Here is a 17,897-nt window from a genome sequence, read left to right as displayed (position 1 = left end):
GCACCGAATCAGTCGGGGTGCCGGATTTCACCCGCTCTTTCACCCGCTGTTACCCGGCGTCCCCGCTCGCGACTGCCGCACACACCGCAGAGGACCCCGGGCCATCGGCCCCGGGGTCCTCCGTCGTCGCTTCTCGGCCTGCCGCCGTCGGCGTCTCATGCAGCCTGCGGGACCCTCCTCGGCACGGGGCTCAGCGGCGCCTTTTTCGCGGCGCCGGGGGCGGGCTTCTTCTCGGCACTGAGGTCCATGCCGCGGCTCGACGTGGCCGCATGGGCGAGCTCCTCCAGCAGGGCGCCGTCGAGCGAGACCGGCTCCGCCTCGCAGACGAAGCGCAGCGGGATCGACGAGTGCACCCAGATCGTCTCGCGGCCGGCACCCGAGGGGCGCTTCCACGAGATCACGAACGACTCCCCGCGGCGCAGCTTGGTGAACGCCACCAGCTGCACGTGCATCAGCAACTCGTCGTCGACCTCGATCGGCTGGTCGGTGGATCCGTAGAACAGCTGCCCCATGATGCCCTCCTCGATCGCGCCGCGCCGTCCCGCTGACGGCCCCTTTGTCAAGGGTGGCTGATTGTTAGACAGCCTAACGGTAAGATAGTCGAGAAAGCTAATCGGATGTCACCGCGCTCCGGTCGGCACCGACAGGACGACAGGTCCGCCGCGGATCGGGCGTCTGCGGCGGACGGCGAGCACCCGAGGGAAGTAGGCTCACCCCCGATGGCATTCCCGACGCATGACGCGGCCTCCGGCTACTGGTACCCCGATGCCGAAGGCACCACGACCGTCGACGTCCTCACCCTCCTGAGGCGCTATCGCTCCGCCGAGACCGCGATGCGGGCGCGCACGCGTGCCCAGATGCGGATGAATGAGACCGACCTGATGGCACTGCGGTACCTGCTCCGTGAGAAGCATGCGGGCCGCCCCGTGCGCCCGGTCGACCTCGCGCGCTACCTACATATCTCGACGGCCTCGGTCACCACCCTCGTCGACCGCCTCGTCCGCGATGACCACGCGCGGCGTGAACCGCACCCGACGGATCGGCGCACCCAGATCATCGTGCCGACTGCGCACAGCGATACCGAGGTGCGCGCCACGCTCGGGCCCATGCATCAGCGCATGCTCGCCCTCGTCGACGGCCTCAGCGAGGGTGAACGCGCGGTGGTGGCGCGCTTCCTCGAGGGCATGACGGCAGCCGTCGAGGAAGCCGCCGGGCAGGACGAGAAGCCGGCCTGAGCGCGCCTGCGCCGACGCCCCTGCCTGGTCTTGGCATGACGGGCACCCGTGCGCCGCGGCCCCGAAGAAACCTCCGTGGACGCGCGTTGACAACATACCTACTGGTAGGTATAGCTTGGCGACATGAGTTCTCGCGAGCGGCTCGTCGAAACGATGAGCGAACTGATGTGGGAGCGCGGCTACGCCGACACCAGTCCGCGCGACGTGAGGGAGCGGTCCGGCGTCGGTCAGGGCAGCATGTACCACCACTTCCCGACGAAGCGGGACCTCGCCCTTGCCGCGCTCGAGCGCAACGTGAAGGCCCTCCTGCCCGCCACGGCCGAGCTCGACGGCACCGAGGGCAGCCCCCTCGCCCGGATCGAGGCCTACCTCATGCGTCCGCGCGACGCGCTCAAGGGCTGCAAGGTGGGCCGCATGACGCAGGACCCCCAGGTACGCGAGGACCCCGCGCTGCTCGCACCCGTGGGCCAGGCATTCGCGGACGTGCACGTCCGGTGGGTGAACGCCGTGCGCGCTGCGATGGCAGCGGGGGAGCTCCGAGACGACCTCGACCCGGAGCGGCTCGCACACACTCTGATGGCGGTCCTGCAGGGCGGCTATGTCCTCGCGATCGCGCAGCAGGATCCCGGCCCATTCGACGACGCGCGCGCCGGGGCGATCGACCTGCTGCGCGCTGCGGCTCCTTCATCCCCTTCGCCCGCTCATCGGGGCACCGACACGAGAAAGCAGATGTCATGACAGTACGGATCGGGATCAACGGGTTCGGCCGGATCGGTCGCAGCTTCCTTCGCGCGGCGCTCGGCAACAACGCCGATGTGCAGGTCGTGGCGGTGAACGACCTCACCGACACCGGCACGTTGGCGACGCTGCTCGAGTGGGACTCCCTGTCGGGGCATCTCGACGGCGTGACCACCGAGGCGGACGCGCTCGTCGTGCAGGGCCAGCGCATCGCGGTGTTCGCCGAGCCCGACCCCGCGGCGATCCGCTGGGGGGACATCGGAGCCGACGTGGTGATCGAGTCGACGGGCCGGTTCACGGACGCGAGCGCGGCGGCCGCCCATCTCCGAGGCGGAGCGAGGAAGGTTCTCGTCTCGGCGCCGGCAAAGGGGGACGTGCCGACCGTCGTGCTGGGCGTGAACGACGACGATCTCGACATCGACGGGCACGATGTCTTCTCGAACGGCTCGTGCACCACCAACTCGCTCGCCCCGCTGGCGATGGTCCTGCACGAGCATTTCGGGATCGAGTCGGGGCTGATGACCACTGTGCACGCCTACACGAGCGACCAGCGTCTGCACGATGCGCCACACGCGGACCTGCGCCGGGCGCGCGCCGCGGCGGTCTCCACGATCCCGGCGTCGTCCGGCGCCGCCAACGCGATCGGCAAGGTTCTGCCGGAGCTGGACGGACGACTGACGGGCGCCGCCCTGCGCGTGCCGGTGCCGGTGGGCTCGATCACCGACCTGACCGTCCTGCTCCGCGAAAGCGCCAGCGTGGATGAGGTCAATGCCGTGTTCCGCGACGCCGCCTCATCTCCTCGGCTGCACCGCTACCTTCAGTACTCCGAGGCCCCGCTGGTCTCGGCCGACATCGTCGGCAACCCGCACTCCTCGATCTTCGACGCGCCCCTGACCCAGGCCGTCAGCCGCCAGGTCAAGGTGCACGGCTGGTACGACAACGAGTGGGGGTTCTCCAACCGGCTCGTCGAGTTCGCGGAACGGCTCGGCGCCGCGCTCTGATCCCCGGCGGGAGCGTCACTCCACGAGCTTGCCCGCGACCGAGACCTCGTCCCTCATGAGCGCGGCGATGCGGGCGGGGATCGGCGGGATCGCCTCGCGCACCACGCCGGTCTGGGGCGACCAGACGAGATTCACCTGAAGATTCGGGTCCGTTTCGGGATAGTCGCTGCGGTTGTGGCACCCGCGGGTCTCGCGTCGCTCGAGCGCCGCTTCCAAGGTGGCGCGCGCCGCGAGCGACGCGGACTTCAGGTCGAACGCGTGCGCGAGGTCGTGATACCCGGCGATGTCGGGATGCACCCCGATGTCGGCCATTCGCGCGTCGATCCGGTCGAGCTCGGCCAAGCCCTGGCGGAGCCCCTGCTCGTCGCGCACCACGCCGGCGTGCTCCGTCATCGTGTCGCGGATCGCGCGCTGAAGAGCGCGGACGTTCTCGGTGCCCCGCGAGGCCAGGAGCTCGTCGATCTCGGCGCGCGCCCGGTCCACCGCGGCCCGTGAGCGCTGCTGCGCCGGAAGCGCGGCGGCGTACTCCGCCGCGGCCTGCCCCACGATGCGCCCGTACACGAGCAGTTCGATCAGGGAGTTTCCGCCGAGGCGATTGGCGCCGTGAAGACCGGACGACGCTTCGCCGATGGCATACAGCCCCGGCACGCCCGTGCCGTGATCGGAGGAGCGAACCCACACACCCCCCATGGAGTAGTGCGCCGTCGGCGCGATCTCGATCGGCTCCTTCGTGATGTCGAGCATCTGCAGCTCGAGCATCGTCTGGTACACCCGCGGGAGCCTCTGCATGATCGTTTCCCGAGGCAGGTGCGACACGTCGAGCCACACCCCACCGTTCGGCGTGCCGCGCCCCTCCTTGATCTCGGTGTAACAGGCGAGAGCGACACGATCTCGCGTCGACAGTTCGAGGCGCACCGGGTCGTACCTGTGCATGAACCGCTCGCCGAGGCCGTTGCGGAGGATGCCTCCCTCGCCACGCGCCGCCTCGGAGATCAGCGTCCCCGCGGCGTTCTCGGGCTCGATGATTCCGCTGGGGTGGAACTGCACGAGCTCCGGATCGCGGAGGCGCCCGCCCGCTTCGACCGCGAGGCGGAACGAGTCACCGGTGTTCTCATCCCGCCGCGAGGAGGTCCTGCGCCAGATCCGATTGTGGCCGCCGGCCGCGAGGATCACCGCATCCGCGTGGATGAGGTATCGCGTGCCATTCTCCAGGTCGAATCCGTACGCCCCGAAGACGGCGCCCTCCTCGTTCACGAGGATCTTCGTGACGTACACCGTGTCGAGGATGGGAACGTTCAGCTGCTGTGCGCGATTGACGAGGGTCCGCTGGATCTCGAGCCCCGTGTAGTCGCCGGCGAACGCCGTGCGACGGTACGTGTGCGCTCCGAAGAAGCGCTGCGAGATGCGGCCGTCCTCTTCCCGTGCGAACGGCATGCCGTACCGCTCGAGGTCTTCGATACCGCGTGCCGCTCCCGCGGTGACGGTCTCGACCGTTTCCGGATTCGCGAGCAGGTAGCTCTCCTTCAGCGTGTCCGCGGCGTGCTGCTCCCAGCTGTCCTGCTCGTCCATCGTCCCGAGCGCGGCATTGATGCCTCCCGCGGCGAGCGAGGTGTGCGCGTCGGACTTCGGTCGCTTGCCGAGCGCGAGCACGTCGACGCCCGCCTCGGCCAGCTCGATCGCGGCCCGCAGCCCCGATCCGCCCGTTCCCACGACGAGCACCGTCGTCGAGATCTGTCGTTCGTTGGTCATGCTTCGACGCTAGGCGCGCCGCTTCCATTACTCCAATGCATATTCCGGCTCGGAACGATAGCCCTAGGCTATACACGTGAATCTGGAGCAACTGCGCGGCTTCGCCGCCATCGCCGAGACGGGCAATTTCACCCGCGCCGCGGAGAAGCTGCACCTGTCGCAGCCTTCCCTTAGCAGACAGATCAGCAGCCTGGAGCAGGAGCTGGGCATGCCGTTGCTCGACCGGGCGCGCGGGGGCAGCACGCTGACCGCCGCCGGCGAGGTGGTCTACCCGCTGGCGCGGCGAATGCTGGCCGACGCGAGTTCCATCCGGCGCGAGCTGGACGAACTCGCCGGGCTCGCGCGGGGTCGGGTGCGGCTCGGTGCGACCCCCAGTCTGTGCGCGGGACTCGTGACGGAGGTCCTGACGACCTTCCGGCCGGCACATCCGGGCGTCGAGCTGCATATCGTCGAGGAAGGATCCCGCCGGCTGCTCGAGCGGCTCGGCAGCGGCGAGCTCGATCTGGCGTTGATCACCACCTCGGCAGCCCGTGTCCTTCACGGTGTGTCCGTCGCGCCGCTCCTCGAGGAGGAGCTCGTGCTCGTCTCGTCCGCGTCGTCGCCGGTCGTGGGGGATGCGCCGACCGTCGACGTGCCGACGATCGCCACGCTGCCCCTGATCATGTTCAGCGCGACCTACGATCTGCGCGCCACCACGGAGGCGGCCTTCGCCGCCGCGTCGGTCGCCCCGACCGTCGCGATCGAGGGCCTGGAGATGGACGCCGTCCTGCGCTTCGTGGAGAGAGGGCTGGGCGTCGCCATCGTTCCGGCGACGGTCCTGCTCGAACGCCCGAGCCTCCGAGCGACGCGCATCAGCGATCCCGTCCTCTCCCGCACGATCGGCATCGCCCGCGTCGACGGCGTCCGCCTCGGCCCCGCCACGCTGGCCCTGCGGAATGCGCTGCTGTCGACAGCCGCCACCCTCGCCACGGAACCGGACAATCCCCTCGCCCTCGTGGCCGGATCTCACGACTGACCCTGGACCGTCGGGCCCGACTGGGGACATGCAAGAGTCCCCGCATCCCTCGCAACCGCGAGGAAGACGGGGCCTTTGCAATGGCGGTGACGGTGGGATCTGCGTCCTGATCTGGGGATATACACCGCGGACGCCGAGCTCTGAAATCGCGTGCCTTCGCGGAAGTTGAGCACATCGCGAAGCAGCCGAGAACAGGTACTCACAGGTCTTCTGTTACCACGATGTTCCCACGGCGGCCGCGCACGACCTCGCCGTCACGTACCACGGGCTTGCTGCGTACGACTCGTGCCCTCGCGGCCGGTTCCTCAAGAACGAGCTCGGCTTCATGCCCCGGGTCCGGTCGAAACTCGGCTACGGCAACGCCGTACACGACACAATGCGCGTGCTCAGGGAACGCACACAACCCAGGTGTCGCGTCGACTGTCACCGAGATCGATCAGCTTCCCCGGGCTGCGCGAAGTGCGCCAGTGCAACGTTCGACGCATCTGCTCGGGCCCCCGCGCGGTGAGTCAGCAAGCGTACCTGGCCGCGTAGTCCTCGGCGACCGGAGCCCAGACGAGCCGCAGCGCGTCGTCGAGCGTGCGGATGTCGTCGGCGTCGGGCGGGAAGACCACGAACTCGTGCGGGATCACCCGCCCCGCCGAATCGACACGCCCTTCAGGGTCCGCGAATCGCAGCGCGACACGATCGCCCACGCGTTGGCAGGTCTCGCGCCCGCTGCCGGCCGCGGAGAACACGGCGTCGTACTCCGGCAGCGGATCCGCGAAGCCCCCATCGTCGAGGAAGCGGAAGCCCCAGTCCCGTCCGCGCGTGGCCCAGATCACCTTCACCGCTTGCTCCGGATGAGAACCTTGCCCTCTTCGCTCTTCTGCAGGTCAACACGGAATCCGCTGAGGAGCGCGCGGACATAGTCACGCTTCGCCAATGCGTCCTCGTGATACCTCTTCAGCGCGGCGCCGCCGACCGAGGCAAGCTCCGTCAGCGCCGGCCCAAGCAGAGAGACGGCCTTCCCGAGCGGTCCGGGCAGATTGACCTTGCCCAGCAGGAAGCCCGCGAGCCTTCCCGCGCCGTCCGCCAAACTCGCCGCCACCTTGGTTGGGATCCCGACCGCCTGCTCCCACCGCAGCTTCCGTTCGAGCGGCAGAGCCGCGGCGATCGGAAGGATCAGGTCGAGGCCGATGCGCTCCGTGACCTCGATCTTCGACGCGTCGAAGCGCGCGGAGGAAAGCAGCACGAAGTCTTCCCCGACGGAGAGCACCTGCTCGGCCTGCACAAACTCGGCGAGCGCCTTTCGGAGCTGCTCGATCTCGCCGGCGACGTTTTGGATCAGCAGGTCCCGAAACCTCACGACATCCATGTCGGGCAGCACGTCCGCTTTCGACAGCGCGAGCATCCAGATGCGCGGGAATTCCGCGAGCGGTGCTCCTTCATCGAGGAGGTTGCCCTTCAGCACCAGCAGGCCGGTGCGGAGAGACGTCAGCAGTGACTTGAGGTACACCCGCTCCTGCCCCTGGTGGTCGCGCAACTTCTGCCCATCGACGAGCACGAGAGCGACGTCAGATTGGAGGAGAGCCCGAAAGGCGGCAACACGTCGTTTGGCCTCGGACTCGCCAGTGACGTCCTGCTCGAACCACTCGCCCGGATAGTCGTGCCACACGAGCTTGAGGAGGTCCGACGACCCCTTGGCGGCCTTCGCCGCGAACTCCTCGTTCAGTCGCAGGTTGAATGCGTAGGACTTCGCGGAGAATCTCGTCGCCAGGGGGACCTGCGCCTCGTTCTTCATCCCGAGGTAGTTCTGGTGCAGCGCGTTTCCCTGCCCGATACTCTCGGGTTCAATCCGAAAGATGCTGTCCTCGAGGAACTGTGGCTCCTGCGCCGCGCCGTAGAACGACGACAGCATGACTGTCTTCCCGCTGCCGCTCGCGCCGAACACGGCGATGTGCTGTTCTCGGGACTTCTTGTGAGGCGCCATACTCCGCACCTTATCGACCATCGCCGACACGCCGTCGGCGTCTGGAAGCCGGCTCGAGTTCGAGGGCTTCGATCACAACGACCCGCTCGAGTGCCACATGGCGAGTTACGTCAGGTTCCTCATGCGTGATAAGCGGTTATCCGGCTACTGGTATCCCTACCGTGTATCCGCTGCGAGCGCGGACGGCTCCAGCCATCACCCCACATCTGCGCCCCGGCACGACGCTCGTGCACGTGAGCGACCTATACGACTTCGATCGCGCACTGCGGTTGCTAATCCTCGGCGCTATCGAGATGGTCGAGGTCGCCCTCCGGTTCACCGTGCGCCATACGTTGGGGCGTCGTAGTGCCTTCGCCCATCGCAGCGCTTCCCGCCTAGATCCCGCGTTCTCGCGTGAGAGACCGCAAAGTACCGCCCGCACCTGCCCGCGTGGGTCGCCACCGAGGTCATCACCTTCGGCATGCTCGGTCAACCGGTTGAGGTGACCACATCGAAGGCTAGCGCGACCCGCTCGCGATCGTTCTGTGCCGCGCGGAGTACAGCTCTGTGCGCAACATCTGTGCGCATCACTCGCGCCTGTGCCCCTGTACCGTCTGATGTCATGGGTCACCTGCCTCCGAAGACGATTGCCGAGACACTCCGCGGAATCCAGGCCAACGAGCTTGTGCCCCCCGCGATCCAACGCGAATACGGGTGGAAGCCCTCGCAGGTCGTCAGGCTCTTCGACTCGATCCTCCGGGGATATCTGATCGGGAGCTTCCTCGCCTGGTGCATCGATCCGGAGACCTTCGAGCGCGTCAAGTTCTATGGGCCCTTGGAGGACTACTCGCAGGAACGTAACCTCATCCACCTGCTCGCGCGGCTCGCCCTGTCGAAGAACCAGGCGGACGAGATGGCCGTCCTCCTGCTGACGAAGGAAGGCGACCCCGAGTACGAGGCGCAGCACCTCACGAGGCTCCACGAGATCTCGGAGCCGGCGACGGCGACGGCGAGCGGATTGCGGTTCACGGTGAAGTTTGACGACAGTACCCGCGACCGCTGGAACCGCGCGGACACGGGCTGGAAGATCCTGCTCGGCCGCGGTCTGGACAACTTTCAGAAGGGCGCCGGCAGCCAGTTCGACCTCGGGCCGCGACAGCAGGAGTTCCAGTTCCGCCAAATAGCCGCGTTTGGAGTTACCTGCGTCCGGGAGTATGTGCGTGGCTAAGGAGGCACGGCCGGGCGAGAACCCGCGCGCCGCGACGCCCGAGGGGCCGTGGCGAACTCTGGAGGATCTCGCTGATCCCAAGTACTTGCGGCGCGTGTGGACGAATGAGATAAGCCGACAGCTACGCGACCTCAAGTTCAGTTCCCGAAACCTGATTATCGATCCCCTACAGGGGATCGTGACCGCGAGGAACCTTGACGATTTCATCGGGCAATTGTCGCGAGACCTGAAATCAGGGCGTTACACCCCAGAAGCTGGCGTGATCCTAAGGTCCGCTAAAAAACTCGGGATATCCCGGCCCGTGTGCTTTATGCAGCCGCGCGATGCGCTGGTCTACCGCGCCCTCGTGAGACTTGCCGAACGGGAACTACTCAACGGAATTCCCTCGTGGGTTGCTTTTCAGAGAGCAGATAAGGCGGACGGGTCGGGAGCAGAGGACGACTCGGAGAGCATAGATTGGTTCGAGCGTTGGATGCGGCACGAGGGTATGTTGCCGAATCTAATTCACCGGGACGATATAAAGTATGTTGTCCAGTCGGATGTCTCGAACTTCTTCCCATCGGTCCGGTTGGAGGTCGTTCGCGAGCATCTCTCGAACAATACGACACTGGATCGCACACTTGTTCGACTTTGTTGCCAGATCATCGCGGCGGCGCATCCGCGGGTCGCGTACGCAGATGACTCTTTCCTTGGCCTCCCCCAGGAGGCGCATGGAGCGTCACGCGTTATCGCACAGGCCATCCTGAAGCCCGTGGATGACGAATTCATGGAGCTCGGGACTGACGGGCGATACTCGCGCTTCATGGATGATGTTCTATGGGGTGCGAATAGCGTTGAGGAGGCTCACCGAATCCTGGCTCGTTTCCAACAGCGCTTGGAAGAGGTTGGGCTGTACCCCAATGGGTCGAAGACGCGCGTAGTCGAGAAGTCGGAATTCCTCGAGGCGTACATGGTCTCAAGCAACGCGAAGCTCGAGAGGATAGACAAGCTCATCGAGCCGTTGTTCGATCAGGGGCGGTCCGTGACCACACCGCCTGATCGCATTCTATTTGAAGTTCGGGAGGCGTCTCGCGCGCACCGCGACATCACCAAGCAACCCGATCGTTGGCCGCGTGTCACAAGGAGAATCTACACGCTTCATCGCCGATTAGGCATAGATGACTGGTGGGGCAACTGGCCGGCCGACCTCGCCAGCGATCCTGGAGGTGCGGCGGGGTACTTTGAGTACTTTCGCTCCTGGCCACTCACCAAAGAACGGCTCGATACCGCTGGACAGACCGTGGACGAATTCTTCGGTCTATACCCCGATGTGGAGATCATCTTCGGTGAGGCCATAGCCACGGCACCAAACCCGTACAGCGAGGAATTGTGGGGAAGCGTTTTCAAGTTCGGCTTCTCCCGTTTCAAGCGGTTCGCCCGCGGGCGTGAGGCTAATCAGCACCTCGCAAGCACGTGGTTTATAGTATGCGCGAAGTTCGCCAACGACCGGCAGCGTGTCGAACTCGTCACAGATGCCCTGAAGTGGTGCGCCGACTCCATGCCCGACGTCATCGCCCAGTGCGTGGCGCTGGACGCAGGGCGGCAGTTCTCAAAGGTGCTCGCACCGGTTCACTATGGCGCAACAGAGGCCCTCGCAACGGACTTCTTCTTACGACTGGACGAGTCTGATGCTCAGACGACCAACGTCATCCGAAAGCACCTGGAGCCAGTGAGTGTCTTAGCACCTAGGCGTGCCGTCGTTCGCCCACGAGCCCTGCTCTTACTGGGGCGGCTCGGCCGACTTGGCGTGCTGAAAGAGTCCGACGTCAACCGTTGGCTCTCTGTTCTGGAGGGAAATACCACACGACTTAGGGATCACCGCGTCGAATACCTGCTGAAGCGCTGGGCTTAGGCCGACTTCGCGTCGCGACCAAAGAATGTGGCGGTATGCAGACGGCAGGCCTTGCCAGGACATCGCCCCGCCCTACCGTTCGCCCACCCGGGTGCGGCGCGGCTTCCGGGTCTGTTACCAGGATGTTCCCCCGGCCCCGACGCCAGGCATGCGAAACCCCCGCGATCCCTGTGTTTTCAGGGGACCGACGGGGGTTTCGAGTGGCGGTGACGGTGGGATTTGAACCCACGGTAGGGGGTTACCCTACACAACTTTTCGAGAGTTGCACCTTCGGCCGCTCGGACACGTCACCGGGGTCGAGTTTACGCGACGTTCTCCCGAGGCGCCAATCGGCACCAGCACACCGGCGCGAGACCGCTCACGCGTCGTCCTCCTCCTCCATGAGCATGCCCACGGAGGTGGCGCAGGCGTCGCCGCGCCAGGCCTCGAGGCCCTCGCGCACGGCGAAGGCCGCGATGACCAGGCCCGCGATCGCGTCGGCCCGCCACCAGCCCAGCGCGCTGTTCAGCACGAGCCCTGCGAGCACAGCCGCCGACAGGTACGCGCAGAGGAGCGTCTGCTTCGAGTCGGCGACGGCGGTCGCCGATCCGAGCTCACGACCGGCGCGCCGCTCCGCGAAGGAGAGGAACGGCATCACCACCACGCTCAGGGCCGTGAGCGCGATCCCGACCGTGGAGTGCTCCGCGTCCAGACGGCTCGCGAGCGCGAGCACGGATGACGCGCTGACATACGCCGCGAGCGCGAAGAACGCGACCGCGATGACGCGCAGCGTGCCCCTCTCCCACCGCTCGGGGTCGCGACGGGTGAACTGCCACGCGACGGCGGCGGCCGAGAGCACCTCGATGGTCGAGTCCAGACCGAAGCCGATGAGGGCGGCGGACGACGCGGCCGCACCGGCGGCGAGCGCGACGACCGCCTCGACGAGGTTGTAGAGGATCGTCGCCGCGACGATCCAGCGGATCCGCCGCTGCAGGAGCCACCGACGGTCGGCGGGTGAGGCGGTTGCGGTCATGCGCAGGTGCAGCTCTCCCCCGCGCAACAGCCGGGCTCGACGTACAGCACGACGCGCAGCAGCTCGTCGAGCGCGGGCGCGAGGTGCGAATCGGCGAGCCGGTACCAGCTGCGTCGCCCGTCGGGCACCGACTCGACGAGACCGCAGCCGCGCAGGCAGGCGAGCTGGTTCGACATCACCTGGCGGGACACCCCGAGCGCGTCGGCAAGGTCGGACGGGTACGCCGGCGCCTCGCGCAACGCGAGCAGCACACCCACGCGCGTGGGATCGGAGAGGGCGTGACCGAACCGCGCGAGCGCGGCGGTGTGGGTCACGGTCGCGGTGGCGGACGCGGTCGACATGAGGCGATAGTACACGTTTCGCTGTACTGACAACTTCCGGGGCGGCCCGACGTCGCCGGTCCGGCATAGCCTGGGCGCATGACCGGCCCCTCTCAGACGCGCGTGCTCTGGATCGCGATCCTCGCCTCGTTCGTCGCGTTCCTCGATGGGACGGTCGTGAACGTCGCTCTGCCGGCGATCGACCGCGAACTGGGCGGCGGGCTCGCGACCCAGCAGTGGGTGGTCGACGGGTACCTGGTAACGCTGGGCGCGCTGATCCTCGTCGCCGGCAGCGTGAGCGACGCCTTCGGGCGCGCGCTCGTGCTGCGGATCGGTCTCATCGGCTTCGGCGTCGCCTCGCTCGCGATCGCCCTCGCGCCCGATCCGCTCCTGCTCGTGATCGCGCGCATGCTGCAGGGCGCGGCGGGGGCCTTCCTCGTGCCCAGCTCGCTGGCGCTCATCACCTCGACCTTCGAGGGCCCCGCGCAATCGCGCGCGATCGGCACGTGGACATCGCTCACGACCGGGGCGATGATCGCCGGACCGCTCATCGGCGGCGCCCTCGTCGACCTGGCGAGCTGGCGCCTGGCCTTCCTCATCAACGTCGTGCCGATCGGCGTGACGCTGTGGCTGCTGCGCGGCATGGCCGATCCCCCGAGGCGCGCCGACGCCCGCATCGACGTCCTCGGCGCCGCGCTGTGCGTGTTGGGCTTCGGGGCGCTCGTGTTCGGGCTCATCGAGCAGCCGAACCTCGGATGGACCCACCCCGCGATCCCCGGCTCGCTCGCGGGCGGCGCGATCCTGTTCGCCCTGTTCCTGCTGCGCCAGCGCACCGCGCGCTCCCCCATCCTGCCCCTCGACGTGTTCCGGGTGCGCAACTTCTGGACGGGCAACGTCGCCACCGCGCTGATCTACGGCGCGCTCTCGCTCAACGGCTTCGTCGTGGCCGTGTACCTGCAGGAGGGCGCGGGACTGCCCGCGACCCTCGCCGGCCTGGCGAGCCTGCCGACGACGATCCTCATGATCCTGCTGAGCTCGCGGATCGGCGCCCTCTCGGGCCGCTGGGGAGCGCGGATCTTCATGACGGTCGGGCCGATCGTCATGGCGGCGGGGTCGCTGCTGCTGCTCGCCGTCGCCCCCGACTTCGACTACTGGTGGCAGGTGCTGCCCTCGATGATCGTGTTCGGCCTGGGTCTGTCGATCACCGTGTCACCCCTCACCGCCGCAATCCTCGGGGCGATCGAGCCGGCACGCAGCGGCATCGCGAGCGCCGTGAACAACGCCGTCTCGCGCGTGGCGGGCCTCGTCGCCGTCGCGGCCATCGGCACGATCGTCGGAGGCACGCTCGACCTCGACGGCTTCCACCGCGCCGCCGTCGTCGTCGCGGCGCTCATGGCGGCCGGCGGCATCGTGTCGTGGCTGGGGATCCGCGATGCGGCGCGGCCGTCACCGGCCGAGACGCGGGGCTGAGCCCACGACACGCGGCTGACCCGCCGATCGGCCGAGCGGCGTGGGCCTCGGGTGGATCGGCGGGCACACCGCCTCAGCTCACCCGGTGACGTCGACGAAGATGGGGTTGGCGTAGAACCACAGGTCGTCCCACGGCGACCCTCCGTCGCCACGGGGGCGCGAGATCGGGCCGGCCGGGTCGATCTCGGCGCCGAGCAACCCCACTCCCCGCTGCTTGCCGTCGCTGCCGCGCAGACGCACGTAGCAAGACGCGTCGGCGACGAGCGGGACGATCAGCGTGAACGTCCCCTCGCGGCCCGACACGTCGACGCTCTCGACCACTCGCGTGTCCGGAGCGCGCCACGATGTCGGATCGGGAGCGGCCCCCGTCACGGCGCCGCGGATGACGTCCACGTGCGCCAGAGCAGGCACGGCGCCGGTGGAGTTCGGCAGCGTCTGCGCCGTGATCGTGACCTCGAGAACGAGGCGCGACCCCCGCGGCACGGTCAGGCGCTCCCCGAGCGTGGCCGAGGCGGTTCCGGCCTCGTCCCGCAGGCGCACGTCGAGCGCCCCCACGAGCTGGCCGTGATCGACCCACACCCGGCCGGCCCGCAGCGCGTCCATGACCGAGAGGTAGTCGATCGACGTGACACCCACATGGGTGCGCGAGAACTCTCCGGGCCAGAAGTCGCTGCCCGGCTGGTAGTCCTCGGTGAGCACGGGGTCGGGCAGGCGGCCCGCACCGGCGAAGTCCACGCCCTGCGGGAAGGTGCCGTTGGCGTGCCGGTCCCATGCCGCACGATGCACGTCGGAGTTCGAGGTGATCCACCACCCCCGGCCCTCGGCAAGCATCGCGTCCCACATGCCGCCGACCGTCGCCGTCATCCAGTCGAAGCCGCCGTAGGTGACCCAGGCCTCGTCCGGGTAGCCGGACCAGGAGTCGGCGCGCCGCGCGTTCTCGTATTCTCCGCGGATGCCGTTCGCCCGCCAGCCCGGAAGGGCCGCCGCCTGCGCCCCGGGGGCGCCCTCCATGCCCACCATGATGCCGTCGGCGGCATCGCGCCATCCCCGCAGCTCCGCAGGGGAGTCGATGCCGAGACGCGCCGGGTGGTTCGCGAAGACGAGGACGTCGTCGACGAAGCCCTCGGCCTTGCGACGCGCGAGCCAGCGCAGCGCCTCCCGCGCGTGCTCCTCGTTGCGCGCCGTGTCCGCGTGCCCCTCGGCGCCCTGTGTGTACCCGAGGAGGTTCCCGTCGTATGCCAGCTCGAACGACCGCAGCAGGCGGGCCTCGTTGGGGCCGGGAGCCACCATGACGGTGCCGTGCTCCGCAGCGGGGATGTACCACTCGAGGCCCTGGAAGACCATCATGCGAGGGTTGTCCGCGCGGGCGGCGAGGATCTCGCGGCGCTGGGCGAGCGCGCCGCCACCGTCGGCGTGACCGACGTTGCTGTGCTCGGTGAAGGCGATCCAATCCACCCCGAAGTGCTGCGCCCGCTCGGTCACCTGGCTGAGGGTGTACTTGGCATCGCTGCTGTACACCGTGTGCGCGTGGTGGTCGCCGACCAGCCAGATGTAAGACGGCGCGTCCGCCGCCGCCCGCGCGGGCATCGCCGCCGAGGCAGGCGCCGCCCCCAGCGCGGCAATGCCCGCACCGGCTCCCAGAGCGCCGAGCAGGGCCCGCCGCGAAAGCTCGCGCCGTCCGAGCAGCGATGCGGGGACCGAGGGGTCGGCCCAACGTGGCAGGGGAGCCTTCACGGAGATTCCTTTCGTCGGGGGGCGCCCGGCAGGGCACAGCGACCGTAGGTACGGCACATGACACCGAGGCGACCGGGCGATGAACGACCGTTAACCTCCCGGCCATCTGTCGTCCCCATCCCGCGGATAGACCTGGCTCCGCCCGATTCCATCGCTCCGAAAGGCTCCCGTGTCCCTCCGCTCCCTCGCCGTGTCCGCCCTGCTCGCGTCCGCGGTGGTCTCGGCCGCCGTCGTCTCCGGGGCGGCGCCGGCATCCGCCGCCGTCGCGACGCCGCCGCTCGTCCTGCGCGACGATGCCGGCGCCTCGCTCAGCGTCGTCGACGCCGCGGCACACCCGTCGTTCGCGTCCGCGACGGCTGCCGAGGCATGCCCCGCGGGGGCGGATGCCGCGCGCCTCGTGGTGGAGGCCGACGGACGAGTCGTCATCAGTTCCGTGCAGCCGCTGGCGGATGCCGCGACACCGCCCACGGTCGAGCCCGAGCTGCCCCTCGCCGACGCGACCGACGCCGATGCGTTCGCGTTGACGCTCGAGTGCGTCGACGTCCAGCAGGGCGTGCCCGTGCCCACCGGCGCGGTGTTCAGCGTGGACCTCACCCGCATCGACGGGGTCCGGTACCGGGTGACGCCCGCGCCCGCCGCGGCGACAACGGTGACGCTTACGCGCACGGACGACGCGGCGCTGCGCGTCGGCGGGCAGGCGCACCTCGTCGCGACGGTGGCTCCCGGCGACGCCCGGGGCACCGTCACGATCGACGACGGCGCAGGTACGGCGTTGCAGGCGGAGGTCAGCGAGGGCCGCGCGCAGTTCGCCTACCCTCTGGCCGCCGCGGGCACGGTGAGCCTGAGCGTCTCGTTCGTGTCGGACGACCCGGCACTGTGGGAGAACGCCGAGGGCCAGGCGCTGCAACTGGAGGTTGCGGCCGCGGAGGCGCCCAGCACCGCCGCTCCGAGCCCCGCCCCGACGGAGGACTCCGCCCCGCCCGCCGCGGGACCGCGGGACGCCGACCTGGCGGCCACCGGCAGCGGTCAGGCGGTCATCGCGTGGATGGCGGGGACGGGCGTTGCGCTGGCGGCGATCGGCGGGTCGGTGCTCGCGCTCCGACGGCGCGCGCTCGCGCGCCGCTGACGGGCGGCGGCCCGGCGTCGGAGCCCCCGCCTACGCTGGAGACATGGCCTCGAAGCGACCCGCCCCCGCCCCGTTCCGGTGCACGGAGTGCGGCTGGACGACGGCGAAGTGGGTCGGCCGCTGCGGCGAGTGCCAGCAGTGGGGCACGGTCGTCGAGGCGGCACAGCCGCAGGGCCTCACGCGGCGCGTGGAGTCGATGATCCCGACGGCCGCCGCCACGCCGATCACGCGGATCGAGACGCGGGAAGCGCCTCGCCGACCGAGCGGCATCGGCGAATTCGATCGCGTACTGGGCGGCGGCGTCGTGCCGGGCGCCGCGATTCTGCTCTCGGGCGAACCGGGCGTGGGCAAGTCGACGCTGCTGCTCGAGGTGGCGGCACGGGCGGCGAACGAGGGCCGGCGCGTGCTCTACGTCAGTGCCGAGGAGTCGCCGGCGCAGGTGAGGCTGCGCGCCGAGCGCACGGGCGCGCTGCACGACGAGCTGTACCTGGCGAGCGAGACCGATCTGGCGACGATCCTCGGGCATATCGACTCCGTGCAGCCGGAGCTCGTCATCGTGGACTCCGTGCAGACGGTCTCGTCCGCGCTCTCGGACGGGGCGGCGGGCATGCCGGGCCAGGTGCGCGAGGTCGCCGCGACGCTGATCCGCATCGCCAAGGATCGGGACCTGCCGATCATCCTCGTCGGGCACGTCACGAAGGACGGGCAGGTCGCCGGGCCGCGGCTGCTCGAGCACCTCGTGGACGTCGTGTGCCAGTTCGAGGGCGACCGCCAGACCGCGCTGCGCTTCGTGCGGGCGCTGAAGAACCGCTTCGGCCCGACCGACGAGGTGGGCTGCTTCGAGATGACCGGCGACGGCATCGCCGAGGTGCCCGACCCGAGCGGCCTGTTCCTGTCGCAGGGATCACCCGAGCCCGGCACGTGCGTCGCGATCGCGCTGGAGGGACGCCGTGCCCTGCCGGTGGAGGTGCAGGCGCTCACCATCCCCACCAGCGCGCCGAACCCTCGCCGCATCGTCCACGGCGTGGATGCGTCTCGCGTGGCCATGGTGCTGGCGGTGCTCGAGCGCAGGGCGGGCATCAAGACGAGCGACCAGGACGTGTACGTCTCCACCGTGGGCGGCGTGCGCTTCACGGAGCCCGCGGCGGATCTGGCGATCGCGGTGGCGGTGGCCGGCTCGGTGCGCGGCTTCAAGGTGGCCCGCCAGATCGCCGCGATCGGCGAGCTCAGCCTCGCCGGCGAGGTGCGACCGGTGACGCAGGCCGCACAGCGTCGTACGGAGGCGGCACGGCTCGGCTACCGGCAGGTCGTCGATGACGGCGCCAAGCGGCTGCGCACGGCGCTCGAGCACATCCGCGCGCACGCCCCGTCGGCGCTCGACGACGTGCCGACATTCTGAAACGACGCCGCCCGTCACCGATCCGGTG

Annotated in this window: 17 protein-coding genes, 1 tRNA gene and 1 pseudogene; 11 read left to right on the top strand and 8 right to left on the bottom strand. The window is 69.0% G+C overall.

Features of this window, described 5'->3' with window-relative positions; all coding sequences use genetic code 11:
* Positions 1 to 155: 155 nt before the first annotated feature.
* Positions 156 to 512, bottom strand: coding sequence for a hypothetical protein (locus N8N77_RS11430; protein ID WP_261166992.1), 357 nt, complete (start codon positions 510 to 512; stop codon positions 156 to 158).
* Positions 513 to 719: 207 nt separating this feature from the next.
* On the opposite strand from N8N77_RS11430, the gene N8N77_RS11425 reads away from it, so the two are divergent.
* The 3 genes from N8N77_RS11425 to gap all read left to right on the top strand — a co-directional run bounded on the left by N8N77_RS11425 (position 720) and on the right by gap (position 2,974).
* Positions 720 to 1,235: a MarR family winged helix-turn-helix transcriptional regulator gene (locus N8N77_RS11425; protein WP_261166991.1), complete on the top strand. Its 516-nt coding sequence runs from the start codon at positions 720 to 722 to the stop codon at positions 1,233 to 1,235.
* Between the two features lie 123 nt (positions 1,236 to 1,358).
* Positions 1,359 to 1,973, top strand: coding sequence for a TetR/AcrR family transcriptional regulator (locus tag N8N77_RS11420; protein ID WP_261166990.1), 615 nt, complete (start codon positions 1,359 to 1,361; stop codon positions 1,971 to 1,973).
* Complete coding sequence (gap, locus tag N8N77_RS11415; RefSeq protein ID WP_261166989.1) at positions 1,970 to 2,974, top strand: type I glyceraldehyde-3-phosphate dehydrogenase; 1,005 nt, start codon at positions 1,970 to 1,972, stop codon at positions 2,972 to 2,974. Before N8N77_RS11420 ends, gap begins: the two co-directional genes overlap by 4 nt.
* Before the next feature lie 15 nt (positions 2,975 to 2,989).
* Here gap and N8N77_RS11410 read toward each other — a convergent pair whose 3' ends face one another.
* Positions 2,990 to 4,723 (bottom strand): L-aspartate oxidase, encoded by a 1,734-nt coding sequence (locus N8N77_RS11410; protein ID WP_261166988.1) that lies wholly within the window; start codon positions 4,721 to 4,723, stop codon positions 2,990 to 2,992.
* A gap of 76 nt (positions 4,724 to 4,799) precedes the next feature.
* Between N8N77_RS11410 and N8N77_RS11405 the strand changes: the two genes are divergently transcribed.
* Entirely contained in the window at positions 4,800 to 5,738 is a 939-nt protein-coding gene (locus tag N8N77_RS11405) for a LysR family transcriptional regulator (RefSeq protein WP_261166987.1), read from the top strand.
* A gap of 509 nt (positions 5,739 to 6,247) precedes the next feature.
* Here N8N77_RS11405 and N8N77_RS11400 read toward each other — a convergent pair.
* Together N8N77_RS11400 and N8N77_RS11395 are read right to left on the bottom strand one after the other, a co-directional pair.
* Complete coding sequence (locus tag N8N77_RS11400) at positions 6,248 to 6,568, bottom strand: hypothetical protein (RefSeq protein ID WP_261166986.1); 321 nt, start codon at positions 6,566 to 6,568, stop codon at positions 6,248 to 6,250.
* The gene (locus N8N77_RS11395) at positions 6,565 to 7,710 is read right to left on the bottom strand and encodes a TRAFAC clade GTPase domain-containing protein (RefSeq protein ID WP_261166985.1); all 1,146 of its coding nucleotides are present in this window, start codon (positions 7,708 to 7,710) and stop codon (positions 6,565 to 6,567) included. Before N8N77_RS11395 ends, N8N77_RS11400 begins: the two co-directional genes overlap by 4 nt.
* Here N8N77_RS11395 and N8N77_RS13465 point away from each other — a divergent pair.
* The 4 genes and pseudogenes from N8N77_RS13465 to N8N77_RS11380 form a co-directional block, all read left to right on the top strand.
* A pseudogene (locus tag N8N77_RS13465) lies at positions 7,709 to 7,900 on the top strand (YfbU family protein); the annotation flags it as partial. The gene N8N77_RS11395 and the pseudogene N8N77_RS13465 sit on opposite strands and share 2 nt — an antisense overlap.
* Positions 7,836 to 8,195, top strand: coding sequence for an Abi family protein (locus N8N77_RS11390; protein WP_314732527.1), 360 nt, complete (start codon positions 7,836 to 7,838; stop codon positions 8,193 to 8,195). The pseudogene N8N77_RS13465 and the gene N8N77_RS11390, both read left to right, overlap by 65 nt.
* A 116-nt stretch (positions 8,196 to 8,311) precedes the next feature.
* Positions 8,312 to 8,917, top strand: a complete 606-nt coding sequence (locus N8N77_RS11385; RefSeq protein WP_261166983.1) for an MIT C-terminal domain-containing protein — start codon at positions 8,312 to 8,314, stop codon at positions 8,915 to 8,917.
* Positions 8,910 to 10,808 carry an RNA-directed DNA polymerase gene (locus N8N77_RS11380; protein WP_261166982.1) on the top strand — a complete coding sequence of 633 codons (1,899 nt, stop codon included), beginning with the start codon at positions 8,910 to 8,912 and terminating at the stop codon, positions 10,806 to 10,808. Before N8N77_RS11385 ends, N8N77_RS11380 begins: the two co-directional genes overlap by 8 nt.
* 201 nt (positions 10,809 to 11,009) lie before the next feature.
* On the opposite strand, the gene N8N77_RS11375 is transcribed toward N8N77_RS11380, so the two are convergent.
* The 3 genes from N8N77_RS11375 to N8N77_RS11365 all read right to left on the bottom strand — a co-directional run bounded on the left by N8N77_RS11375 (position 11,010) and on the right by N8N77_RS11365 (position 12,161).
* Positions 11,010 to 11,100 (bottom strand) — tRNA-Ser (locus N8N77_RS11375).
* Positions 11,101 to 11,166: 66 nt separating this feature from the next.
* Positions 11,167 to 11,820: a cation transporter gene (locus N8N77_RS11370; protein ID WP_261166981.1), complete on the bottom strand. Its 654-nt coding sequence runs from the start codon at positions 11,818 to 11,820 to the stop codon at positions 11,167 to 11,169.
* The gene (locus N8N77_RS11365) at positions 11,817 to 12,161 is read right to left on the bottom strand and encodes a helix-turn-helix transcriptional regulator (protein WP_261166980.1); all 345 of its coding nucleotides are present in this window, start codon (positions 12,159 to 12,161) and stop codon (positions 11,817 to 11,819) included. Before N8N77_RS11365 ends, N8N77_RS11370 begins: the two co-directional genes overlap by 4 nt.
* 78 nt (positions 12,162 to 12,239) lie before the next feature.
* Between N8N77_RS11365 and N8N77_RS11360 the strand changes: the two genes are divergently transcribed.
* Positions 12,240 to 13,610: an MFS transporter gene (locus N8N77_RS11360; protein ID WP_261166979.1), complete on the top strand. Its 1,371-nt coding sequence runs from the start codon at positions 12,240 to 12,242 to the stop codon at positions 13,608 to 13,610.
* Positions 13,611 to 13,688: 78 nt separating this feature from the next.
* Here the strand turns inward: N8N77_RS11360 and N8N77_RS11355 are convergent, their stop codons facing one another.
* Positions 13,689 to 15,344, bottom strand: coding sequence for a PHP domain-containing protein (locus N8N77_RS11355; protein ID WP_261166978.1), 1,656 nt, complete (start codon positions 15,342 to 15,344; stop codon positions 13,689 to 13,691).
* A gap of 169 nt (positions 15,345 to 15,513) precedes the next feature.
* Between N8N77_RS11355 and N8N77_RS11350 the strand changes: the two genes are divergently transcribed.
* Together N8N77_RS11350 and radA are read left to right on the top strand one after the other, a co-directional pair.
* Complete coding sequence (locus tag N8N77_RS11350) at positions 15,514 to 16,470, top strand: hypothetical protein (RefSeq protein ID WP_261166977.1); 957 nt, start codon at positions 15,514 to 15,516, stop codon at positions 16,468 to 16,470.
* Between the two features lie 43 nt (positions 16,471 to 16,513).
* Positions 16,514 to 17,869, top strand: a complete 1,356-nt coding sequence (gene radA, locus N8N77_RS11345) for a DNA repair protein RadA (RefSeq protein WP_261166976.1) — start codon at positions 16,514 to 16,516, stop codon at positions 17,867 to 17,869.
* Positions 17,870 to 17,897 lie beyond the last annotated feature (28 nt).

The organism is Microbacterium sp. Marseille-Q6965, assembly GCF_946151065.1.
Taxonomy (GTDB): Bacteria; Actinomycetota; Actinomycetes; order Actinomycetales; family Microbacteriaceae; genus Microbacterium.
The sequence above is the reverse complement of the archived record's forward strand: the minus strand, read 5'-3'. Positions and strand labels throughout refer to the sequence as shown.

Coding starts and splice junctions, on each gene's coding strand:
- N8N77_RS11430 (WP_261166992.1), bottom strand. CDS start 512: ATGGGGCAGCTGTTCTACGGATCCACCGACCAGCCGATCGAGGTCGAC.
- N8N77_RS11425 (WP_261166991.1), top strand. CDS start 720: ATGGCATTCCCGACGCATGACGCGGCCTCCGGCTACTGGTACCCCGAT.
- N8N77_RS11420 (WP_261166990.1), top strand. CDS start 1,359: ATGAGTTCTCGCGAGCGGCTCGTCGAAACGATGAGCGAACTGATGTGG.
- gap (WP_261166989.1), top strand. CDS start 1,970: ATGACAGTACGGATCGGGATCAACGGGTTCGGCCGGATCGGTCGCAGC.
- N8N77_RS11410 (WP_261166988.1), bottom strand. CDS start 4,723: ATGACCAACGAACGACAGATCTCGACGACGGTGCTCGTCGTGGGAACG.
- N8N77_RS11395 (WP_261166985.1), bottom strand. CDS start 7,710: ATGGCGCCTCACAAGAAGTCCCGAGAACAGCACATCGCCGTGTTCGGC.
- N8N77_RS11385 (WP_261166983.1), top strand. CDS start 8,312: ATGGGTCACCTGCCTCCGAAGACGATTGCCGAGACACTCCGCGGAATC.
- N8N77_RS11370 (WP_261166981.1), bottom strand. CDS start 11,820: ATGACCGCAACCGCCTCACCCGCCGACCGTCGGTGGCTCCTGCAGCGG.
- N8N77_RS11365 (WP_261166980.1), bottom strand. CDS start 12,161: ATGTCGACCGCGTCCGCCACCGCGACCGTGACCCACACCGCCGCGCTC.
- N8N77_RS11360 (WP_261166979.1), top strand. CDS start 12,240: ATGACCGGCCCCTCTCAGACGCGCGTGCTCTGGATCGCGATCCTCGCC.
- radA (WP_261166976.1), top strand. CDS start 16,514: ATGGCCTCGAAGCGACCCGCCCCCGCCCCGTTCCGGTGCACGGAGTGC.